Here is a 21,156-nt window from a genome sequence, read left to right as displayed (position 1 = left end):
ACAACCCTTTTAATTGTTGAGCAACACAAAGGCCGTCTGAAAAATATACTTTCAGACGGCCTTTAAAATGATTTCAAAGAAAATCCTACAATTGCACCGAGCCGCTGACGGTCAGGCTGATCTCTTCCGAACCTGGGGAGGCTGGTACGCCATCTTCTATTCCTGCAGCCACTTCTGCAGCAGGGATTGCACGCAGCATTTTGGCGTGTGCGAAATCGCCGCCGACTTGGCGGTTGCCGATGTGGCCCAGGTTGAGTTTAACGATTTTGTAGCTGGAGAAGCCGAGCGTTTGGGCGAGGTTTTGGGCGCGGTCTTTGAAGCGCAGGATGACGGTTTTGCTCAGTTGATCGACGGTTTCTTCGCGTTTTTCTTTGGATACGGAAAACGAGGAGCTTTCCAAAACGGCGATATTGATGCTGTCGGCAATCAGGCGGTTGAGTGCTTCAAAGTCTTTGCTTTCTACTTTGAAGTAGGCGTGTTCTTCCCAGCCGGTTTGGGTGCGTTTGCCGTTGGTGTATTGATAGCGTGGGGAAGCGTTGCGCTCCATTAGCTCGGTTTTAAATTTGCTGTTTTGGGAGATTTTGTTGAACTGGTTGAATTTCTTCATGAAGGCTTGGTTGACGGCTTGACGGTCTTTACCTTCTGCATTGACGCTGAAATGCGCAGTCATGGTATCCCGCGGCACTTCCATGTTGGCGGATTCGGAAAATTCAACGATGTTGTAGTTGAGGCTTTCTGCTGCTACGGGCAGGGAGGCAGCTAGCAGTAGGGCGGTAATGGCTGGGCGGAGCATTTTGGTTTTCCTTGTAATGCGGATTTTAAAAAAATAATTTAGCATGAAATATGGAAACGTTGGCTTTGGCAAGCGTAAGGATTTGTATGGGTTGAGGCCGTCTGAAAAGAAGTTACTTTGTATCCATCAGGCCGACTTCATGGGGATTGAGGCGGGCTTTTTCTTCTTGGCCCAAGCCGACCAATTTCCGCAAGCGGGTCATGTAGGCATTGACGTCAAGGCCTCGTCCGTAGCGTTGTGCTTCCCAGATGGTTTCTGCCAAGGCTTCCATCATGTCGTGTTCGGCTTTGACCCAGTCGCCGTTGTAATGGGCGCAAAGTTGTTGGTGGATGGCACGGATGCCCGGTGGCTGGTCGATGGCGCTTTGTTCTTGCAGGGAAAGGTGTAGCGACATATGCAGGAATGGGTTGCTTTCGCCGTCTTCGGGCAGCCATTCTTTATCTAAATATTGCTCGATGTCTTCGAGATAGTGTCCGTATTCGGGATGGGCTTCGATAATGCGCAATGCTTTTTGTTGCAGGCCGTCCAATTGGAGCGGTGCGAGCCTGTGTTGCCAGACGTGGGCAAAGAATCGGCGGACATCGTGGGTGTTTACGTCATACATGATGGGTGTGATTTGATTTTGGGATATGTGATTATATAGCGATTGCGATAAAAAAGGCCGTCTGAAAAATATGTTTTCAGACGGCCTTTGTTTTGCAAGGTTTAACGGCGGTCGATGATTCGGTAATACACTTCGCCGTCTTGGACATAGCCCAATTCGACGCGGGCAATTTCGGCGATAGCCTCTTGTCCGTGTGCCAAATCTTCAACTTCCGCATTGAGGAAATTGTTGCGCAAAGTGAGCGTTTGGTTTTTTTCCTCCTGACGGACGAGCTGCTCCTGCAATTCTTCCGTATGCCCGACGCTGCCTTTACCGAACCAAAGGCTGTACTGACAGCACAAAAGTGTGAAGGTTAAAACAAAAGTTACCCACTTCATACAATCAATATCCTATATTCTGCTTATTTGCCCAGTTGGTAGAATGCGGCTTTGCCAGGGTAGTAAGCGGCTTCGGCCAATTCTTCTTCAATGCGCAACAATTGGTTGTATTTTGCCATGCGGTCGGAGCGGGACAGGGAGCCGGTTTTGATTTGCATACAGTTGGTGGCAACGGCCAAGTCGGCAATGGTGCTGTCTTCGGTTTCACCGGAACGGTGGCTCATTACGCTGGCGTAGCGGTTGCGTTTTGCCAAGTCAACGGCTTGCAGGGTTTCGCTCAATGTACCGATTTGGTTGACTTTAACCAGCAATGCGTTTGCCACGCCTTTTTCGATGCCTTCAGCCAAGATTTTTGGATTGGTTACGAACAAATCGTCGCCGACCAATTGAACTCGGCCACCCAATTTTTCAGTCAGCAGTTTCCAGCCTTCCCAGTCGTTTTCGTCCATACCGTCTTCGATGGAAATGATTGGGAATTCGTTAACCAGGCCTTCCAAGTATTCGGCAAATTCTGCGCTGGTGTAAGAGCGGCCTTCGGCTTCCAGATGGTATTGGCCGTCTTTGTAGAACTCACTGGATGCACAGTCCAGGGCGAACAATACGTCTTCGCCTGCTTTGTAGCCTGCAGCTTCGGTAGCTTCCACCATCAATTGCAGGGCTTCTTTGTGGCTGTTCAGGTTGGGTGCAAAACCACCTTCGTCACCAACGGTAGTTGGGAAGCCTTTGGAATCACACAGTTTTTTCAGTGCGTGGAAGATTTCGGCGCCGCAACGCAGAGCTTCGCGGAAAGATTTTGCGCCGACAGGCATGATCATGAATTCTTGGATGTTCAGGCTGTTGTTGGCATGTTCGCCGCCGTTGATAACGTTCATCATTGGAACAGGCAGAGCCATTGGGCCTGCGCCGCCCAAGTAACGATACAGAGGCAGGCCTGCATCTTCAGCGGCCGCGCGTGCTACGGCCATAGAAACGGCCAAAGTGGCGTTGGCGCCCAAGTTGCCTTTGTTTTCAGTACCGTCCAATTCGATCATGATTTGGTCGATATAAGATTGTTCGCTGGCATCGATGCCGATGAGGGCTTGCGCGATTTGGTTGTTGACGTGGTCAACGGCCTTCAATACGCCTTTGCCCAAGTAACGGGATTTGTCGCCGTCACGCAGTTCCAAAGCTTCTTTTTGGCCGGTTGATGCGCCGCTAGGTACGGCTGCGCGTCCCATGACGCCGGATTCCAACAATACGTCACACTCTACGGTAGGGTTGCCGCGGGAGTCCAAAATTTCGCGTGCAAAAATATCAACGATTGCGCTCATGAATATCTCCAAATAGGATGGTAAAAGAAAAGTAGCTTTGTTACGTTTCAGACGGCCTTAAGGATGATTGCCAAAGTCTGATGAATGCAGACATTATACCGTCTTTGCCAAGTATGGCATCGGAGTCGGTATGAAACCGATTGTAAGTTTGTTTCACATCAATATCGCTCAAACAAACATAAGCCGTATAGTGTAACATTTTTTACCCTTTTTAGGGTGAAAAGCTGATTAAATCAGGCATAAGGCCGTCTGAAAAACGGATTAGCCTTCGCCCAAAATCATTGAGCCTACGCCGTCATCGGTCAGTACTTCCAAGAGCAGGGCGTTGGGAACGCGGCCGTCTATGATATGCGTGGCTTTGACGCCGCTTTTGGCGGCTTCGACGGCGGAGGCAATTTTAGGCAGCATACCGCCGTACAGCGTGCCGTCTTCAATCAGTTCGTCAATGCGGCTTGGCGTCAGGGTGGTCAATAATTTGCCTTCTTTATCCAGTACGCCGGGGATATTGGTCATCATCAGCAGTTTTTCGGCCTGAAGTTTTTCCGCCAGTTTGCCGGCAACCAAGTCGGCATTGATGTTGAACGCTTCGCCGTCTTGGCCTACGCCGATGGGTGCGATGACCGGAATACAGCCGCGCTCGACCAAGCCTTCCACCAAACGGGTATCGATGTCGGCCACTGTGCCGACTTGGCCGATGTCCACGCCTTTTTGTTCGGGCGTGTCGATCAGGAGTTTTTCCGCTTTGATGAAGTGGTTGTCGCGGCCGGTAATGCCGACGGCGCGACCGCCGAAGGTGGTAATCATGGAAACGATTTCTTTATTGACGTGTCCGCCCAAAACCATTTCTACGATGTCCATGGTTTCGCTGTCGGTCACGCGCATGCCTTGAACAAACTCTCCTTTTTTGCCGACTTTTTCCAACATTTCATTGATTTGCGGACCGCCGCCGTGAACGATGACGGGATGCAGGCCGATTAGTTTGAGCAGGACGACATCGCGTGCGAAACCCTCTTTTAAGGCAGGTTCGGTCATGGCGTTGCCGCCGTATTTGATGACGATGATGGAGCCGGAAAAACGGCGGATATAAGGTAAAGATTCGGCAAGGACGCGCGCTTTGATGGCAGGGGAGACAGATTGTTGCTGAGTCATGGTTTCAACCTTGTTTCATGATTTCGGCCTTTATCTTAATCCCAAAGGCCGTCTGAAACAATATTTCCAGACGCTTGAAATCCTGTTAAATCAGTTAAATGGTTGAAACCAGCCTCATGCAAACGGTAAAATGACGGTTTGCTTCGGCCTCTTTGCCGATTACTAAGGATACCCATGATGAAAATCAGCACCCAATTCGATGCCGGTTCGGTCGTTGTCAAAGACTTGAGCAACCCTGCCGATATCCGCCTCGCCCTGCGTCCCGACAATGCTTCGGAGTTTGTACAATGGTTTTACTTCCGTTTGCAGGGTGCGGCCTATCAAAACTGCGTGATGCATTTTGAAAATGCGGCGGACGCTGCGTATCCTTTGGGCTGGGAGGACTATCAGGCTTGCGCCTCTTACGACCGCCAAAATTGGTTCCGCGTGCCGACCAGCTACGAAAACGGCGTGTTGACCATCAACCATACGCCCCTGTCCAACAGCGTTTACTATGCTTATTTCGAGCCTTATTCCAACGAGCAGCATTTGAACCTTTTGGGCGATGCTCAAGGCAGCGGCTTGTGCCGTATCGACGATTTGGGCAGCACTGTTCAAGGCCGCGATATTAATCTGTTGACCATCGGCAACCAAGTCGAAAGCGACATGAAAGTCTGGATTATCGCCCGTCAACATCCGGGCGAAACCATGGCGGAATGGTTTGTCGAAGGTTTGCTGGGTCGTTTGCTTGATCCGCAAGATCCGACCGCGCGCATGCTGCTTGACCGTGCAACTTTCTACATTGTGCCGAATATGAATCCGGACGGTTCGGTTTTGGGCAACCTGCGCACCAATGCCGCCGGCGCTAACCTCAACCGCGAATGGGAAAACCCGACTTTGGAGCGAAGCCCCGAAGTCTTTTCCGTCCGCGAAAAAATGATGGAAACCGGCGTGGATTTGTTCTTGGATATTCATGGCGATGAAGGTCTGCCGTTTGTCTTTGTGGCCGGTACCGAAGGCGTGCCGAACTACAACGAGCGCATCGAAGCCTTGGAAGACCAATTCAAACTCGCGTTGCTCAATGCCAGCCCCGATTTCCAAGACGATTACGGCTATGACAAAGATGCGCCGGGTCAGGCAAACATGACTTTGGCGACCAACTGGGTCGGCAATCATTTCAACTGCCTTGCCTATACTTTGGAAATGCCGTTTAAAGACAATGCCAACCTGCCGGACGACGATTTCGGCTGGAACGGCCAACGCTCGCTACGCTTGGGCGAGGCAATGTTGTCGGCTATTTTGAATGTGGTTGACGATTTGCGTTAAACCATCCGACACCGCATACAGGCCGTCTGAAAGTTCAGGCTTTCAGACGGCCTTTGAGATAAGGAACACACATTATGATGATACATCCCCAGTTTGATCCGGTGCTGATCAGCATCGGCCCGCTTGCCATCCGCTGGTATGCCTTGAGCTATATTGTCGGCTTTATCCTGTTTACGATTTTGGGCCGCCGCCGTATCGCGCAGGGCAATTCTGTGTTTACCAAAGAAACACTTGACGATTTCCTGACTTGGGGTATCTTGGGCGTGATCTTGGGCGGCCGTATCGGCTACGTTTTGTTTTATAAATTTTCCGATTATCTTGCCAACCCGTTGGATATTTTCAAAGTTTGGGAAGGCGGCATGTCGTTTCACGGCGGCTTCTTGGGCGTGGTCGTTGCCATGTGGTTGTTTGGCCGCAAGCACAACATCAGTATCTTGAAATTGATGGATACCGTTGCGCCGCTCGTACCGCTGGGCTTGGCTTCCGGCCGTATCGGCAACTTTATCAACGGCGAACTTTGGGGACGCGTGACCGAACTCAATGCTTTCTGGGCGATGGGTTTCCCACAAGCGCGTTACGAAGATGCGGAAGCTGCGGCGCACAATCCTTTGTGGGCCGAATGGCTGCAACAATACGGTATGCTGCCGCGCCACCCGTCTCAGCTTTACCAGTTTGCCCTTGAAGGCATTTGCCTGTTTGTCATCGTTTGGATTTTCTCGAAAAAACCGCGTCCGGCCGGTCAAACGGCGGCATTGTTCTTGGGCGGTTACGGTTTGTTCCGTTTTATTGCCGAATTTGCCCGTCAGCCTGACGACTATCTCGGCCTGTTGACTTTGGGTTTGTCTATGGGGCAATGGTTGAGCGTGCCGATGATTGTATTGGGTGCGATTGGTTTTGTTTGGTTTGGCCGTAAAAACAGCGTTGCCAAAGCATAAATAAAACAATAAATAAAGGCCGTCTGAAAAGGTTTTCAGACGGCCTTTTTATGGCTTCAAGCAAACGGATTTCGGGTTTAACCGAAAAAGCCCATTTTGACTTGAATGAGTTTTTCCAACTCCGGCAGGACGCGGCGGCGTGAGACGAAGAAGATAATGTGGTCGCCGTCTTGGAGGATGGTTTCGGTGTGGTGTCCCATGATGACTTCGCCGGTTGCACCGCGGACAATAGCGGCGATGTAGCAGTCGCTCGGCCATTTGATGCCGCTGATACGGCGGCCGACGATGGCGGAAGTGTTTTTGTCGCCGTGTACCACCACTTCAATGGCTTCGGCTGTACCGCGGCGCAAAGGATGGACGGCAACGACGTCGCCGCGGCGAATGTGGGCGAGGATGGAGCCGATGGTAATCAGGTGGGGGGAAACGACGATATCGATTTTGTTGCCTTCGAGCAAATCGACGTAGCTTGAGCGGTTGACAATGGTGATTACGCGTTTGGCGCCAAGGTTTTTTGCCAACAGGCTGGACATGATGTTGTTTTCGTCATCATTGGTCAACGCGCAGAAGACGTCGATTTCGTCGATGTATTCTTCGTCCAGCAGGGTTTCGTCGGTGGCGGAACCTTGCAGGACGAGGGTATTGTCCAGATTCTCGGCCAGCCATTCGGCGCGCTGGGGTTTGTATTCGATGATTTTGATGTCGTATTTAGATTCGAGCTGCTTGGCGAGGCGGTAGCCGATGTTACCGCCGCCGGCAATCATGATGCGGCGGGTACGCGCTTCTTTCGGACGCAATTCGCGCATGATGGCTTCAACGCTGTTGATGTCAGCAGCAAACAGGACTTCATCGCCTTCGATGATGACGGTTTGCGGCGTTGGGACGATCAGGCGGTTGTTGCGGTAGATGGCGCAGATTTGGCAGTCCGCACCTTCGAGCAGGTGTTGGTTGATGTCGGCAATTTCACGGCCGATCAGCAAACCGCCTTTGCGTGCCTGAACAATCACCATGCGGACTTGGTCGTTGGCGAAACTGAGTACCTGCAATGAGCTGGTGTAGTTGAGCAGGCCGACAAGTTGTTCGGTAACCAGTTGTTCGGGGCTGATGGTTTCGGTAATGCCGAAGATATTGAGGCTGCCTTCTTCGGGTTTGTCGCTGCCGGCAACCGGATATTCGAGGTATTCGCTTGAGCGCACGCGTGCGATGCGGCTGGGGATGTTGAACAGGTCGGCGGCGATTTTGGAGGCAACAATGTTGGTTTCGTCACTGCGGGTCAGGGCAAGCAGGAGGTCGGAGTCCGCCGCGCCTGCCTGTTCAAGGGTAAAGGGCGATGCGCCGTTGCCGACGATGGTTTGGACATCGAGGCGACTGCTGATGCGGTTGAGCGCTTTTTCATCGATGTCGATGATGGTAACGTCGTTGCTGGGAACGGAGGCGAGGTTTTGGGCGACGGTCGAGCCGACTTGGCCGCTGCCGAGAATAAGTATTTTCACGGTAATCGAGTGTGTTCGGTAAAAATGAAATTGTAACAAAAGGCCGTCTGAAATTGGAGTTTCAGACGGCCTGATTTTTCAATCGGCTAAAGGATTACCAATAGCCCAAGGCTTTCCACCACAAGATGCCGACAGTGCTGAAAATCAGAATTTCGACCACGCTCATGATGAAGCCGGCTTTCCACCATTCGGTCATGTTGACGTAGTTCGAGCCGTAAATGACAGGTGCAGAACCGGTGGCGTAGTGGGTCAGTGACATCATGATGCCGGTAGCGGCTGCCATAATCAGGGCAAACAGCATCGGTGGTGCGCCCAAGGCCAAGCCTGCGCCGTAGAATGCGCCGAACATGGCGGTAACGTGTGCCGTGCCGCTGGCGAAAACGTAGTGGGCGTAGAGGTAGGCAAGCATCAACAGGGCACAACCGGCTTCCCAACCCAAACCCATATGGGCGATACCGCTTTGCATGGAGTCGGACAACCAACTGATGAGGCCCAGTTTGTTGAGGAAGTTTGCCATCATAACCAAGGCAGCAAACCAAACAATGGTGTCCCACGCGCTTTTTTCTTTTAGCGCGTCGTCCCAAGTCAGTACGCCGGTCAAAAGACACAGGCTCAAGCCGAGGAAGGTGGTGGCAGTAGCGTCAACTTTCACGCCGAACAGCATCTCGGGAATACCCGCCCACAACAGCAGCAGAACCAGGAAAATACCCAGCATGATTTTTTCTTCACGCTTCATCGGCCCCATGGCAGCCAAATGCTCTTTTGCCAATGCAGTGGCGTTAGGGGTTTGTTTGATTTCAGGCGGATACAGGAAATACAACACCAGTGGCATCAGCAACATAGCAAGCAGGCCGGGTACGACCATTGCCAAGAACCAAGTACCCCAAGAGAGTTGGATTTGCGCATTGGTGGCTTTGGCAACCAATTCGACTACCAGCGGATTAGGTGCGGTGGCAGTGATAAAAATCAGACAGGTAATCACGTTGGAGTGGAAGTTGACCAGTGAAAGGTATTTACCGATTTTGCCTTCCGTACCCTTTTCAGGGTCGGAGTCGAAGCTTAAGGCAATGGATTTCATAATCGGATGCACGATGGCGCCGCCGCGCGCGGTATTACTCGGCGTTACCGGACCAATGACCAAGTCGGCCAAAGCCAAGCTGTAACCTACGCCCAGCGTGCGTTTGCCGAAGAGGGAGATCAGCAGGTAGCCGATACGCATACCCAAGCCGGTTTTCAACAGGCCGCGCGAGATGATGATGGCGATACCGATCATCCAGATGAGCGAGTTGTTGAGGCTGCTCAGAGCGTCTTTGGTTGCGTCGGAGGCTTTTTCGTTGGTCACACCGGTCAGTGCAACCAAGGTAATGCCCAAAATCGCCATTGCGCCGATAGGCATGGCTTTGCCGATGATGCCGGCAATGATGCCGACAAACAATGCCAAAAGATGCCATGCGTCAGGCGATACGCCTTGAGGAACGGGGATAACGAACCAGATAAGCAGCGTCAGCACAAGTGCGACCGCAGCAGGAATTGGCTTGAAGCCCATGTTGAATCTCCTAATTTGAGGATTAAAGTATTGGGAAATCTGTTTTCAGACGGCCTGAGTGTTGCTGAAGCCTGTCTAAACGTATTTTGGTAGGTTCGGAAGGTATTTTTCTTATTGGGTTTTTCTTCAATCTTGGAAAGAAGAGAAAGGGAGTCGGGTATCGTTTTTCAGACGGCCTTTACAGTAACAGGCCGTCTGAAAACAACGCCGTTTTACTCCTGTTCTTGCGGCAGGCCGTACTCTTCGGGGAAGGTACGCAGCGAGCTTTGCAACACGGTAACCGCGCCGTCAATCAAACCGCAACGGCCGCTTCGTGGCAACAGTTGGCACAGGCTTTGCAGGGCGCGCAGGTCGTCGGGAGTGCCGATGCCGGTGTCCACGCGGTTGAGCAGGCGGGAAAGCTGGAATGTGCCGCCTTTACACGGTGGGCATTGACCGCATGAGTTGGAAGCAAAAAATTCCACATACTCGGCCACTTTACGCACCACGCTGGTGCCTTCGGAAATCACAATCATCGCGCCGGTACCGAGGCTGGATTTGCGTTCGCGTACGGAAACGAAGTCCAAAGGCACATCCAAATCTTTTACGGTCAAAAGCGTGTTTGACGGGCCGCCGGTAAATACGGCTTTAAACGTACGGCCTTCGAGCATACCGCCGCCGTGATCATAAATCAGTGATTGCAGGGTTGTGCCCATCGGCAGTTCGTACAGCCCCGGATTCAATACGTCGCCAGAGAGCGAGTAGAGTTTTGTACCGGCCGCATCGCCCAAACCCAAAGATTTGTACCATTCCGCGCCTTTGGCAAGGATTTGCGGAATATTGGCGAAAGTTTCGGTGTTGTTGATAAGGGTCGGCTCACCGTTGACACCGCTTTCGGCTGGGAAAGGCGGCTTGCGGCGGGGGAAGGGGAAACCGCCTTCCAGCCATGAAATCACGGCGGTTTCTTCGCCGCCGATGTAGCGGCCTGAAGTTTCGACCAATTTCAGGTCCAAAGGTTTGCCCAAGTAGTTTTCGATGCGGATAAACAAATCGCTGTTTTTCCATTGCTCGATGGCCGGTGTGATGGAAGTGATGGATTCGGTTTGATGAGGGTTGACGTACAGAATCGCTTTGTTGGCACGACAGGCAACGGCGGCAATCAGAACTCCTTCGATGACTTGGTGCGGTGTATTTGCCAGCAGTACACGGTCTTTAAATGTACCCGGTTCGTCTTCGTTGGCATTGCAGACAACGTATTTGTCGCCATTTTTGCTTTGGGCGGCAACGGCGGCCTCCCATTTGCGCCAAGTCGGGAAACCTGCACCGCCCATACCGCAAAGATTGGCATCTTGCAGTTTGGAAACAATGCTTTGAGGATCGGCAAGCGCAGCCAGCAGGCCTTCGCCGCCGCCGACTTTGCGCCACGCGGCTAAATCCGCGCCGACTTGGCGGGAAGGATGCAGTAAGTTTTGATTGGCTTGATTCATGATTGTTGCTCCTGCAAACCGGCGTGTTCGCGCAAATCGAATTTGCCGTAGTCGGGATATAAAACGGGGGCTTTGATGTCGCTGGTCAGACCGGCGCGGGTCATTTCGCGTTGCAGATCGTGGACGTGTCCGACACCGCCGCGTACTTTTTTCAGCGGCAGGCCGCAATTTGCCGCGGCTTTACCGGCACGGCGGCCGAAGCTGATGATGTCCAAAAGCGCATTGCCCATCAGACGGTTGCGGCCGTGAATGCCGCCGGTTACTTCGCCGGCGCAATAGAGGCCTTCGACGCAGGTTGCGCCGTCGCCGTTGATTTCGATACCGCCGTTTTGATAGTGCAGGGTCGGATGAATCATGACCGGTTCAACGGCTGGGTCAATGCCGCATTTGTGGGCAACGTGGCCAAGTGTTACCAAACGGTTCAATACGTCGGGGTCGTTGGCAATCAGGCGCGGGGTGTCGAGGAATACGCCGACTTGTCCGTTGCGTACCACGCCGCGGCCTTCGCGGCATTCGCGCAGAATCGCAGCGGCAACAACATCGCGCGGTTGCAATTCGTCAACGAAACGTTCGCCCAAACCGTTGACCAGCTTGGTGCCTGCAGAGCGCACTGCTTCTGAAATCAGCGCGCCTGCCAAGTGAGGAGGGTGGGCAACGCCGGTTGGGTGATATTGGAAAGAATCGACATCGCGCAGTTTGGCGCCGATACGGTAAGCCATTACCAGGCCGTCTGCAGTCGCGCCATAGTGGTTGGAAGTGGCGAAACCTTGCAAATGCAGGCGTCCGCTGCCGCCGGTTGCCAATACCACGGCTTTGGCGTGAACCAACACCAAAGAACGTTTTTCCAAATCATACAAAATCGCGCCGACGCAGCGGCCGTGTTCGTCCGATAATAATTCGATGGCGGGGTGGCGGTTGAGCTGGGTGATGTTTTCGTCGAGTTCGACCGCCTCGCGCAGCACGCGCATCATTTCGAGGCCGGTAAAGTCGCGGTAGCTCAGGATGCGCGGCACGGTCGTACCGCCTGCGCGTTTACGGCTCAACATTCCGTTGTTGTCTGCACCTTTAGCCAAGTCAAAAGTCATACCCAAGCCAATCAGCCAGCGGATGGCAGATGGTGCATCGGTAACCATTTGCGCAACCAATTCTTTTTTGCCGACGTTGTGGCCGCCTTTGATGGTGTCGTCAAAGTGTTGTTGCAGGCTGTCTTCTGCGCCGACCGCTGCTTGAATGCCGCCTTCAGCCATCACGGTATTGCTGTCGCCGATACGCAGTTTGTTCGCCATGATGACGCGTGCGCCGGCTTCAGTAGCAGACAATGCCGCTGCCGCGCCTGCACCGCCGCCGCCAATTACCAATACGTCAATGTTCAAGTGTTCAGCGCCTGACAAATTATAGTCATCAATCAGAGGCTGACTGATTAAGAGTTTGGCCAAATCAGGATGGCAGTAATCGCCTTGGTTTGGGCCGATAGGCAGTTTCACACGCGCATTTGTCTGATAGTCAGGGTGAAATTGGCTCAGTAATTCGTTTTTTTCAGGTAAATCGCCGCGCAGCTCCAATGAGGACGCACGCAGGTTGGCAAGGGCAGTTTCGTAGTCTATGCCTTGGATTTTGTTAACCATTACACTGACTCCTCTTCAAATTCGACTTTCATTTTGCCGCTGTCGATTTCGCGTAGGCGGCGCATCAAATCCACAGGACGCAATGTGCGCGCCGCTTTCATACGGCGAGCGAACAGGCCTAAGTGGTTCGGACGGATGTGTTCGGGGCAGGAGAGGGTGCAGAGGTTGCACATCACGCATTGGTCGAAGGTCAGCGCAGCCGCGCCGAAATCGCCGGAAACTACTTGCGCTACGCCGTTTTCCACTTGCAAACCTTTAGGACAGGCGCGATTGCAGCCGCCGCAATGACGGCAGTTTTGTGCTTCAGGGAAAGCTTTAGCGGTATCGTCCAACCAGTTCCAGCCATCACCAATCTCGCCGACGTCGTAATATTGGATGTGCTCCGGAATAAAGTAATCCAAGAAGCTGACCTGCATGCCTTCTTCGACTTTAGTCTCGCATGCCAGTGCAGTGGTTACTTCGCGCTCGCCTTCTTTACGAATCATGCAGCGGCAGGAACCGCATACGCCTTGACCCATACAGCCGACATTGGCAGTAATCGCATTGCCTGAACGGGCATAGGCTTGGATGATTGACGAGTCGGCGGAAGCTTTGACTTCATGGCCGTCTATGGTCAGGGTTAACAAATTTTCACTCATGGCTTGTTCCTGTGAAATTGGAAGGTGGAATAGTGGGTAATTTGATTTATTGTATTTTTATTACATCTGTGGTGCGTGAGGAAATATCCAAGTGATTTACTCAAAAATTCTTTTAAAATCAATATTTATCTTTATGAGTTGAAGTGTATCAGAATTTAGTGGTTTTGAAGATAGGAGCAATCTAAGGTTTCATAGAGGAAAGATTGTAAACAAAATATGCCTATTATTTAGACAAAATTATTATGTTTATTTGATTTTAAAGGTAAAATAAAATTACTTTTTTAGTATAAATTTTAAAAAATTCGTCTATATACTAGTAAAAATCATTATTATATATTAGATAATTTTGCATAAATTGTTGTATATATTGAATAATATTTAGGTATATGAGTAAGTGAAAAGACTGTTATAAAATTTCAAAAAATCAAACAAGTTTGATATCAGTCAAGAAGATTGAGGGAGAAAATGACACAGATTTTACAATTGTGTATTGTATTGGAAAATAAGAAAGGCCGTCTGAAATTTAGGTAGTTTCCTTTTAAATACAGTATACTAAATTTTTCTCAGATACTTAAGGCAAACATTTTCAGACGGCCTTGGAATAAGATTATCATTTAAAAATAATGTAATTTTATTTCTATGTAAGTGAGTGGTCAGTGGATATAGATTATCAATAACCAAGTGATTTAATGCGATATTAAATTCTATTTAAATCAAGAAGGTATGAAAATGATATTGTCTGGGTCATTCATTTGAAAGCACTATTACACTATTGAAGGCCGTCTGAAAAAATCGGTCTCTTAAGAAATAAACAAACCCTTCCTACCATGACTCCCGAAAAGGAACACAATCATGACCGTCATCAAGCAAGAAGACTTTATCCAAAGTATTTTCGATGCTTTCCAATTCATCAGCTACTACCATCCTAAAGATTACATTCAGGCTTTGTATAAGGCTTATCAAAAAGAAGAAAACCCTGCTGCCAAAGATGCGATGGCGCAGATTTTGGTTAATAGCCGTATGTGTGCCGAGGGCCATCGTCCGATTTGTCAGGATACCGGTATTGCGACCGTATTCTTGAAAGTGGGCATGGATGTACAGTGGGATGCCGAGATGAGCGTACAGGAAATGGTTAACGAAGGCGTACGCCGTGCATACACCTATCCTGACAACAAATTGCGCGCCTCTGTATTGGCTGATCCGGCTGGCAAACGTCAAAATACCAAAGACAACACCCCTGCCGTTGTACACATGGAAATCGTAAAAGGCGACAAAGTCGAAGTCACTTGCGCAGCCAAAGGCGGCGGTTCTGAAAACAAAACCAAAGTTGCCATGCTCAACCCATCAGACAATATTGTTGATTGGGTCTTGAAAACCGTTCCACAAATGGGTGCAGGCTGGTGTCCTCCGGGCATCTTGGGTATCGGCATCGGCGGTACGCCTGAAAAAGCAGTATTGATGGCTAAAGAAAGCCTGATGAGCCACATCGATATTCAGGAACTCAAAGAAAAAGCCGATTCAGGTGCAGAATTGTCTACAACCGAAGCCCTGCGCTTGGAACTCTACAAAAAAGTAAATGCCTTGGGCATCGGCGCACAAGGTTTGGGCGGTTTGAGTACCGTGCTGGATGTCAAAATCCTTGACTACCCAACCCACGCGGCTTCCAAACCGATTGCCATGATTCCAAACTGCGCGGCAACCCGTCACATTGAATTTAAATTGGACGGCTCAGGCCCGGCCAAAATGGAAGCCCCATCTTTGGAAGACTGGCCGGATCTGACTTACAGCCCTGACAACGGCAAACGTGTCGATGTCAACAATCTGACCAAAGAAGAAGTGGCCACATGGAAAACCGGCGACGTATTGTTGCTGAACGGTAAAATCCTGACCGGCCGTGATGCTGCACATAAACGTTTGGTTGACATGCTCAACAAAGGCGAAGAATTGCCGGTAGATTTCACCAACAAACTGATTTACTACGTCGGCCCGGTTGATCCAGTCCGTGACGAAGTTGTTGGTCCGGCCGGTCCGACTACTTCCACCCGTATGGATAAATTTACCCGCCAAATGCTGGAACAAACCGGCCTCTTGGGTATGATTGGTAAATCCGAACGTGGCGCAGCAACTTGCCAAGCCATTGCCGATAACAAAGCCGTTTACCTGATGGCTGTCGGTGGCGCGGCATATCTGGTGGCCAAAGCCATTAAAGCATCTAAAGTTTTGGCGTTCCCTGAATTGGGCATGGAAGCGATTTACGAATTTGAAGTCAAAGACATGCCGGTTACCGTTGCGGTAGATAGCAACGGCGAATCGGTTCACGCTATTGCTCCAAAACAATGGCAGGCCAAAATCGGTATTATTCCAGTTGAAGCTTGATATTTGACTGAATAATCAAAGGCCGTCTGAACGATTTCAGACGGCCTTTTTTTGTTTACAAATAATTCAAATGTTTTCAAACGAGTAAATTTCCCTTTTTAAAAAGCACTTGTCAAAATCAGCGTTTGAAACTAAAATTCACGGCTTATCGAGTCGGAGTGTGGCGCAGTCTGGTAGCGCACTTGCATGGGGTGCAAGGGGTCGAAGGTTCGAATCCTTTCACTCCGACCAAAGAATTGGAAAGAGCCGTTTTAAAAACGGCTCTTTTTTCGTTTGGATGATTTATCTGCATAATGTGTCCGAATGGATTTTAAAACTTAATACCAATGCCGTCTGAAACAAAACCTGCTTTCTCAAAGCAGGTTTTGTTGTTTTCAAAGCAGAACTATTCGGCACTATCTTTCAGCGTGTCTTTATAAGTATAGAGATAAGACGCTCCGACAAAGGATGCGCCACCGACGACATTGCCCAGGAATACGGGAATCATATTGAAGAAAAACTGCCCCCAAGTGATGTTTGCTCCTGCCAGAATACCTGCGGGGATAACGAACATATTGGCGACAAGGTGTTGGAAGCCGTTTAATACGAAAATCATGACGGGGAACCAAATGGCTAGCATTCGTCCGGTTGTGTTTTTAGCGGCAAAGTGCAGCCACGCGCCCATACAGACCATCCAGTTACATGCTACTGCCGATACAAAAGCGCGGCCGAAATCCATATGGATTTTTGCTTCCGCCACGGCAATGGTTTTTTCTGCCACGCTGCCTTCAATCATGCCGACATAGTATCCAAGGAAAAAAGCCATTGCCAGCGTGCCCACCAAATTGCCCATGCAGACGATAACCCAGTTGCGTAGCAGCATTTTGGAGGAAATCCGTCCGGCCAATCTGCCTAAAGACATGATCATCATGTTGCTGGTTACCAGCTCGCCGCCGCCAAGTAGGATACAAATCAAGGCGATAGGGAATACTGCGGCGCCGAGTAAAGTTGCGACTCCACCCCATTCATGCGGAATGCCGCTGACTACTTTTAAATAGGCAAGATAACCGAAGCCGATGTATCCGCCGGCTAAAACGCTCAAAATTGCCAGTGTGGGGATGCTGGATTGTGCTTTGGCGCAGCTTTTGTCGAGAACAACCTGTAAAATTTCCTGTGGGTATAAATCGCGCGAAGCCATGATGTTCCTTAAAGTAGGTTGAGGAGGAAACGTTGTTTTAAAGATGGTACAAACTGTCGCGGTAGGGCAGTGTTATAGGGAGCCGGTGTACGGTCTTTGTCTTATCAATCAGCCTGAATTAAACCTAAAAAACAGATACTTCGCCTTGCTTTAGCTCAAAAGAAATATTATTACATTTTGCTTCTGTATTAAAAAAGCCGTCTGAACATTGAGGTTTCAGACGGCCTTGTTTTGATTTTTAAACTTACAAATGTGCCAGCTTTGCATTGCCTTCGCGAGGAATAGGGCGCGGATTGCCTTGTGCATCGATGGCGACGTAAGTGAACACGGCTTCGGTGACCAGTTGGCGGTCTTCCGTTACCATATCGTTCATCAAAGTCTTCACCCACACTTCGATTTTCAGTTGCAAAGAAGTATTGCCTACGCGGACGCAATGACCGTAGCAGCACACGACGTTGCCGACCTTTACCGGTCTGATGAAATTCATTTCTTGAACAGCCACGGTTACAATTCGTCCCTGTGCGATTTCTGCCGCCAAAATACCGCCGCCCAGATCCATTTGCGACATAATCCAGCCGCCGAAGATATCCTGATTAGGATTGGTATCGCGCGGCATGGCTACCGTACGCAATAAAAGTTGCCCTTCGGGTGCAGCATGTGTTTGTTTGTTGTCAGTCATAAAAAATCCTGTCAAAAAAGTGCTATTTTACGCCATTTGTGGCGATAAACCTATGTAGGCCGTCTGAAAAATCAGCAGGCAAAGTGTTACAATCAACATATTCATCAGACAAAGGAGAAAGCTCATGCATCCGATTCAAGAACCACGAAATAGCGGCCTTTTGCGCGTATCCGACATTCACGAAATCTACTGGGAAGAATCAGGCAATCCTGATGGCCACCCCGTGATTTTCCTGCATGGCGGACCCGGAGCAGGCGCATCACCTGCCTGTCGCGGCTTTTTTAATCCAGAGCATTTCCGCATCGTTATTATCGACCAACGCGGTTGCGGACGCTCCAAACCGTATGCCTGTATCGAAGACAACACCACATGGGATTTGGTTGCCGATATTGAAAAAGTACGTGAAATGCTCGGCATTCAAAAATGGCTGGTTTTCGGCGGCTCATGGGGCAGCACCTTGTCGCTGACTTATGCCGAAACCCATCCTGATCGCGTCAGCGGCTTAGTTTTGCGCGGTATTTTCCTGTGCAGGCCGTCTGAAATGGCATGGTTGAATGAAGCAGGCGGCGTCAGCCAAATTTATCCGGCGCAATGGCAAAAATTCATTGCCCCCGTAGCCGAAAACAAACGCCAAGCCCTAATTAAAGCCTACCATGAAATGCTATTCAGCGAAGATGAAGCCACGCGCCTCAAAGCGGCTAAATCATGGGCAGACTGGGAAAGCTACCTTATTCAGTTTGAACCCAAAGATGTAGATGAAGACCCGCAAGCCTCCCTTGCCATCGCAAGAATCGAAAACCATTATTTCGTGAATGAAGGCTGGTTTCAGGGCGATAAAGCCATCTTGGCAAACATCGACAAAATCCGCCATATCCCAACCATCATCGTCCAAGGCCGCTACGACCTATGCACCCCGATGCAAAGCGCGTGGGAACTCTCGCAAGCCTTCCCTGAAGCAGAATTGAGAATCGTCCAAGCAGGCCACTCTTCTTTTGATCTTTCGCTTTCCGAAGCTTTAGTGAAAGCAGTAGAGGATATTAGAAGCAAGTTATAAAGGTTAATAAATGACAATGCCGTCTGAAAAAGTTTCAGACGGCATTTTTTAGTTAGAATAAATGTAATTTAAATATATTTAAGAAATTATATTGCAGTTGAATATTTGCAAGTATATGATTGGTGGTAAGTTACGGTAATAGTATTGTATGTCATGAAATTTACTTTTATTGCACATGTTCGTCAAACGGATAAGTGCCCTCAATCTGTTCAAACTCATTTAGTAGAAACGTCAGAACTTGCAAAAATATTTGCTCGAAAACTAAATTTAGAACCAGTGGGAGAGTTGCTTGGCCTCATGCACGATTTTGGCAAATATTCCCGAAAATTCCAAAAATATATCCACGATGAAACGGGGTTGTTCAATCCTGACTTGGATGATGAAGAAAGTACGCCGAACGGCAGTAAAGTGGATCATTCCACCGCTGGCGCGCAATGGGTTTACCGCGAATTGAGAAAGTTTGGCGCGGAACAGGGTATCGGCGAATTGTTCGGACAAATGTTGGGCTTATGCATTGCTTCGCACCACGGTGAAGGTTTGATTGACTGTTTGGACGGAGGAGGCAATGCCGTTTGGAAAAAACGGTTTGAAAAAGAGGACGAACTGACGCATCTGGCAGAATGTGAGCAAAATGCCGATGAAGTCGTTCGGCAAAAAGCACATGAATTGGCAGGAGAAAACCTGATTCGCAGTCTGTTGAATGTGGTGAAACCGATTTTTTCCAATCAAACAATCAATAATAAAATCAAAGAATTTTATCTCGGCTGTCTGACCCGTTTCCTATTCAGTTGCCTGATTGATGCTGACCGTATCAACAGCTCGGATTTTGAGCGGGAAGATCAAAAGGATGTCCGCCGTTTGACAGAAAAACCTGATTGGCAATCAGCAATTGATCAATTGGAAGCCAAATTAGCAGGTTTTGAAAACCGTTATCCCATTGACGAAATTCGCCGTCGAATTTCAGACGACTGCTTAAAAAGAGCGGTCGATTCTCAAGGCATTTATACGTTGACCGTACCGACAGGTGGTGGCAAAACATTAGCCAGTCTGCGCTACGCTCTACATCATGCACAAAAGCACAATCTCGACCGCATTATCTACATCATTCCCTATACTTCCATCATCGACCAAAATGCCCAAGCCGTGCGTGAAATTCTCGGCGAAGATTGGGTGCTCGAACACCATTCTAATTTAGAACCTGAAAAACAAAGCTGGCAGGACAAATTATTGTCCGAAAACTGGGATAAGCCCATTGTATTTACCACGATGGTACAGTTCTTGGATGCTTGGTTCGGCGGCGGTACACGCGGTGCACGCCATATCCACCCGATGACCAATGCGGTGCTGATTTTTGATGAAATTCAAACCTTGCCTGTGAAATGCGTGCATTTGTTTTGCAATGTACTGAACTGGTTGACGACATTTGGCAAAAGCACAGCAGTTTTGTGCACGGCGACGCAGCCTTTGCTCGGCAAATCAGGCTTGCAGAATTTTCCTGAAGATAAAAGGGGGGCCATTACCGCACGCGGTTTGTTAAGACTGTCAGAAGATGCTGAAATCATGGGTAAACATCAGGATTTGGATAAATTATTTGATGAGTTATCCCGAGTAGAAATCCGATTTAATGAAAAAGCAGGCGGCTGGAATGTAGATGAAGCGGGCGCGTTTTTACTGGAACAGTTTGCCACGACCCAAAGTTGCCTATTTATTGTCAATACTAAAAAGTGGGCGCAAGAGCTTTATCAATATTGCAAGGCGCAGAACGTACCGCCTGAAGCCTTATTCCATCTCAGCACTAATCAATGCGCGGCGCACCGCAAAGTGATTTTCGACACCATCAAAGCTCGTCTGGAAAACAAACAACCCGTTATCTGCATCAGCACCCAGTTAATTGAAGCCGGTGTGGATATTTCCATGGCTTGCGTGATTCGCGCCTTGGGTGGGTTGGATAGCATTGCACAAGCGGCTGGACGTTGCAACCGACATGGAGAGAAGGAAGGCAAAGGGCAGGTTTGGGTGTTGAATTTGCAGGAGCAGGATTTTACGCGGATATTGCCCGATATTCAGGCAGGCAAAACCCATGCCGAACGTGTGTTTCGCGATTTTGTCGGACAAGATATTTTGCAGCCTGCCGCGATGGAACGTTATTTTGAATACTACTTTTACCAGCGCAGCGATGAAATGTCGTATTCCGTCAAAAACAGCGCAACGGGTTCACTGCTAGATTGGCTGAGCGATAACGCGCTGAATCCTTATGGCGAAAAAAACAATAAAAGAAGCAAACCGTTGCCGTTACTGATGCAATCCTTCAAAAGTGCAGGGCGCGTTTTCCAAGCCATAGATGCGCCAACTCATGCTGTAATCGTACTGTATGGCGAAGGCGCGGAACTCATTGCCAAACTCTGCGGCGAATGGAATCCCCAAGAAATGTACCACACTTTGCAAAAAGCCCAGCATTACAGCGTGAATGTCTTTCCCAATGTCTGGGATAAATTGCAAAAAGAAAACGCCCTGCATGAAACCATTGAAGGCTCGGGCATTTATTACCTGAATGAACGCTATTACAACGATGAATTCGGCTTGTCTTTAGATGAAACAAGCGAAATGACTTTTTACGACTTATAGGAGCAAT

Annotated in this window: 17 protein-coding genes and 1 tRNA gene; 6 read left to right on the top strand and 12 right to left on the bottom strand. The window is 49.5% G+C overall.

Annotated elements, in window-relative coordinates; all coding sequences use genetic code 11:
* Nucleotides 1-85 precede the first annotated feature (85 nt).
* The 5 genes from ACTHTS_RS01170 to argB all read right to left on the bottom strand — a co-directional run bounded on the left by ACTHTS_RS01170 (nucleotide 86) and on the right by argB (nucleotide 4,233).
* Nucleotides 86-793 carry an SIMPL domain-containing protein gene (locus ACTHTS_RS01170; RefSeq protein ID WP_440368978.1) on the bottom strand — a complete coding sequence of 236 codons (708 nt, stop codon included), beginning with the start codon at nucleotides 791-793 and terminating at the stop codon, nucleotides 86-88.
* A 112-nt stretch (nucleotides 794-905) separates the two neighbouring features.
* Nucleotides 906-1,397: a DUF1841 family protein gene (locus tag ACTHTS_RS01165; RefSeq protein ID WP_440368977.1), complete on the bottom strand. Its 492-nt coding sequence runs from the start codon at nucleotides 1,395-1,397 to the stop codon at nucleotides 906-908.
* A 101-nt stretch (nucleotides 1,398-1,498) separates the two neighbouring features.
* Nucleotides 1,499-1,774, bottom strand: a complete 276-nt coding sequence (ftsB, locus tag ACTHTS_RS01160) for a cell division protein FtsB (protein WP_254342362.1) — start codon at nucleotides 1,772-1,774, stop codon at nucleotides 1,499-1,501.
* A gap of 23 nt (nucleotides 1,775-1,797) precedes the next feature.
* Nucleotides 1,798-3,084, bottom strand: a complete 1,287-nt coding sequence (eno, locus tag ACTHTS_RS01155) for a phosphopyruvate hydratase (RefSeq protein ID WP_440368976.1) — start codon at nucleotides 3,082-3,084, stop codon at nucleotides 1,798-1,800.
* 261 nt (nucleotides 3,085-3,345) lie between these two features.
* On the bottom strand, nucleotides 3,346-4,233 hold the full coding sequence (gene argB, locus ACTHTS_RS01150) for an acetylglutamate kinase (protein WP_049332715.1): 888 nt from the start codon (nucleotides 4,231-4,233) through the stop codon (nucleotides 3,346-3,348).
* Between the two features lie 174 nt (nucleotides 4,234-4,407).
* On the opposite strand from argB, the gene ACTHTS_RS01145 reads away from it, so the two are divergent.
* Together ACTHTS_RS01145 and lgt are read left to right on the top strand one after the other, a co-directional pair.
* The gene (locus ACTHTS_RS01145; RefSeq protein WP_440368975.1) at nucleotides 4,408-5,538 is read left to right on the top strand and encodes a M14 family metallopeptidase; all 1,131 of its coding nucleotides are present in this window, start codon (nucleotides 4,408-4,410) and stop codon (nucleotides 5,536-5,538) included.
* 74 nt (nucleotides 5,539-5,612) lie between these two features.
* Nucleotides 5,613-6,473, top strand: a complete 861-nt coding sequence (gene lgt / locus ACTHTS_RS01140) for a prolipoprotein diacylglyceryl transferase (RefSeq protein WP_004520768.1) — start codon at nucleotides 5,613-5,615, stop codon at nucleotides 6,471-6,473.
* A 77-nt stretch (nucleotides 6,474-6,550) separates the two neighbouring features.
* Here the strand turns inward: lgt and trkA are convergent, their stop codons facing one another.
* The 5 genes from trkA to ACTHTS_RS01115 form a co-directional block, all read right to left on the bottom strand.
* Nucleotides 6,551-7,963: a Trk system potassium transporter TrkA gene (gene trkA / locus ACTHTS_RS01135; RefSeq protein ID WP_440368974.1), complete on the bottom strand. Its 1,413-nt coding sequence runs from the start codon at nucleotides 7,961-7,963 to the stop codon at nucleotides 6,551-6,553.
* A 94-nt stretch (nucleotides 7,964-8,057) separates the two neighbouring features.
* Nucleotides 8,058-9,509 carry a DASS family sodium-coupled anion symporter gene (locus tag ACTHTS_RS01130; RefSeq protein ID WP_107857577.1) on the bottom strand — a complete coding sequence of 484 codons (1,452 nt, stop codon included), beginning with the start codon at nucleotides 9,507-9,509 and terminating at the stop codon, nucleotides 8,058-8,060.
* Nucleotides 9,510-9,721: 212 nt separating this feature from the next.
* On the bottom strand, nucleotides 9,722-10,975 hold the full coding sequence (locus tag ACTHTS_RS01125) for a complex I 51 kDa subunit family protein (protein ID WP_440368973.1): 1,254 nt from the start codon (nucleotides 10,973-10,975) through the stop codon (nucleotides 9,722-9,724).
* Nucleotides 10,972-12,600 carry an FAD-binding protein gene (locus tag ACTHTS_RS01120; protein ID WP_440368972.1) on the bottom strand — a complete coding sequence of 543 codons (1,629 nt, stop codon included), beginning with the start codon at nucleotides 12,598-12,600 and terminating at the stop codon, nucleotides 10,972-10,974. The genes ACTHTS_RS01125 and ACTHTS_RS01120 overlap by 4 nt, the downstream gene beginning before the upstream one ends.
* Nucleotides 12,600-13,238: a 2Fe-2S iron-sulfur cluster-binding protein gene (locus tag ACTHTS_RS01115; protein WP_070608671.1), complete on the bottom strand. Its 639-nt coding sequence runs from the start codon at nucleotides 13,236-13,238 to the stop codon at nucleotides 12,600-12,602. Before ACTHTS_RS01115 ends, ACTHTS_RS01120 begins: the two co-directional genes overlap by 1 nt.
* Nucleotides 13,239-14,090: 852 nt before the next feature.
* Between ACTHTS_RS01115 and ACTHTS_RS01110 the strand changes: the two genes are divergently transcribed.
* Together ACTHTS_RS01110 and ACTHTS_RS01105 are read left to right on the top strand one after the other, a co-directional pair.
* Nucleotides 14,091-15,614: a fumarate hydratase gene (locus tag ACTHTS_RS01110; protein WP_440368971.1), complete on the top strand. Its 1,524-nt coding sequence runs from the start codon at nucleotides 14,091-14,093 to the stop codon at nucleotides 15,612-15,614.
* A 154-nt stretch (nucleotides 15,615-15,768) separates the two neighbouring features.
* Nucleotides 15,769-15,845, top strand: a tRNA-Pro gene (locus ACTHTS_RS01105).
* Between the two features lie 154 nt (nucleotides 15,846-15,999).
* On the opposite strand, the gene ACTHTS_RS01100 is transcribed toward ACTHTS_RS01105, so the two are convergent.
* Both ACTHTS_RS01100 and yciA read right to left on the bottom strand, forming a co-directional pair.
* Nucleotides 16,000-16,791, bottom strand: a complete 792-nt coding sequence (locus ACTHTS_RS01100) for a formate/nitrite transporter family protein (protein ID WP_440368970.1) — start codon at nucleotides 16,789-16,791, stop codon at nucleotides 16,000-16,002.
* A gap of 244 nt (nucleotides 16,792-17,035) precedes the next feature.
* The gene (gene yciA, locus ACTHTS_RS01095) at nucleotides 17,036-17,470 is read right to left on the bottom strand and encodes an acyl-CoA thioester hydrolase YciA (RefSeq protein WP_004520760.1); all 435 of its coding nucleotides are present in this window, start codon (nucleotides 17,468-17,470) and stop codon (nucleotides 17,036-17,038) included.
* Nucleotides 17,471-17,594: 124 nt separating this feature from the next.
* On the opposite strand from yciA, the gene pip reads away from it, so the two are divergent.
* Nucleotides 17,595-18,524, top strand: coding sequence for a prolyl aminopeptidase (pip, locus tag ACTHTS_RS01090; protein WP_440368969.1), 930 nt, complete (start codon nucleotides 17,595-17,597; stop codon nucleotides 18,522-18,524).
* Nucleotides 18,525-18,677: 153 nt separating this feature from the next.
* Nucleotides 18,678-21,149, top strand: a complete 2,472-nt coding sequence (cas3, locus tag ACTHTS_RS01085; protein WP_440368968.1) for a CRISPR-associated helicase Cas3' — start codon at nucleotides 18,678-18,680, stop codon at nucleotides 21,147-21,149.
* Nucleotides 21,150-21,156: the final 7 nt, after the last annotated feature.

Source organism: Neisseria sp. P0019.S003 (assembly GCF_051957115.1).
Lineage (GTDB): Bacteria > Pseudomonadota > Gammaproteobacteria > Burkholderiales > Neisseriaceae > Neisseria > Neisseria flavescens_D.
This window is presented reverse-complemented; position numbering and strand designations above follow the sequence as displayed.

Excerpts from the sequence above, each read along its gene's own strand:
- ACTHTS_RS01170 (WP_440368978.1), bottom strand. The coding sequence starts at position 793 with ATGCTCCGCCCAGCCATTACCGCCCTACTGCTAGCTGCCTCCCTGCCC.
- ACTHTS_RS01165 (WP_440368977.1), bottom strand. The coding sequence starts at position 1,397 with ATGTATGACGTAAACACCCACGATGTCCGCCGATTCTTTGCCCACGTC.
- ftsB (WP_254342362.1), bottom strand. The coding sequence starts at position 1,774 with ATGAAGTGGGTAACTTTTGTTTTAACCTTCACACTTTTGTGCTGTCAG.
- eno (WP_440368976.1), bottom strand. The coding sequence starts at position 3,084 with ATGAGCGCAATCGTTGATATTTTTGCACGCGAAATTTTGGACTCCCGC.
- argB (WP_049332715.1), bottom strand. The coding sequence starts at position 4,233 with ATGACTCAGCAACAATCTGTCTCCCCTGCCATCAAAGCGCGCGTCCTT.
- ACTHTS_RS01145 (WP_440368975.1), top strand. The coding sequence starts at position 4,408 with ATGATGAAAATCAGCACCCAATTCGATGCCGGTTCGGTCGTTGTCAAA.
- lgt (WP_004520768.1), top strand. The coding sequence starts at position 5,613 with ATGATGATACATCCCCAGTTTGATCCGGTGCTGATCAGCATCGGCCCG.
- ACTHTS_RS01130 (WP_107857577.1), bottom strand. The coding sequence starts at position 9,509 with ATGGGCTTCAAGCCAATTCCTGCTGCGGTCGCACTTGTGCTGACGCTG.
- ACTHTS_RS01125 (WP_440368973.1), bottom strand. The coding sequence starts at position 10,975 with ATGAATCAAGCCAATCAAAACTTACTGCATCCTTCCCGCCAAGTCGGC.
- ACTHTS_RS01120 (WP_440368972.1), bottom strand. The coding sequence starts at position 12,600 with ATGGTTAACAAAATCCAAGGCATAGACTACGAAACTGCCCTTGCCAAC.
- ACTHTS_RS01115 (WP_070608671.1), bottom strand. The coding sequence starts at position 13,238 with ATGAGTGAAAATTTGTTAACCCTGACCATAGACGGCCATGAAGTCAAA.
- ACTHTS_RS01110 (WP_440368971.1), top strand. The coding sequence starts at position 14,091 with ATGACCGTCATCAAGCAAGAAGACTTTATCCAAAGTATTTTCGATGCT.
- ACTHTS_RS01100 (WP_440368970.1), bottom strand. The coding sequence starts at position 16,791 with ATGGCTTCGCGCGATTTATACCCACAGGAAATTTTACAGGTTGTTCTC.
- yciA (WP_004520760.1), bottom strand. The coding sequence starts at position 17,470 with ATGACTGACAACAAACAAACACATGCTGCACCCGAAGGGCAACTTTTA.
- pip (WP_440368969.1), top strand. The coding sequence starts at position 17,595 with ATGCATCCGATTCAAGAACCACGAAATAGCGGCCTTTTGCGCGTATCC.
- cas3 (WP_440368968.1), top strand. The coding sequence starts at position 18,678 with ATGAAATTTACTTTTATTGCACATGTTCGTCAAACGGATAAGTGCCCT.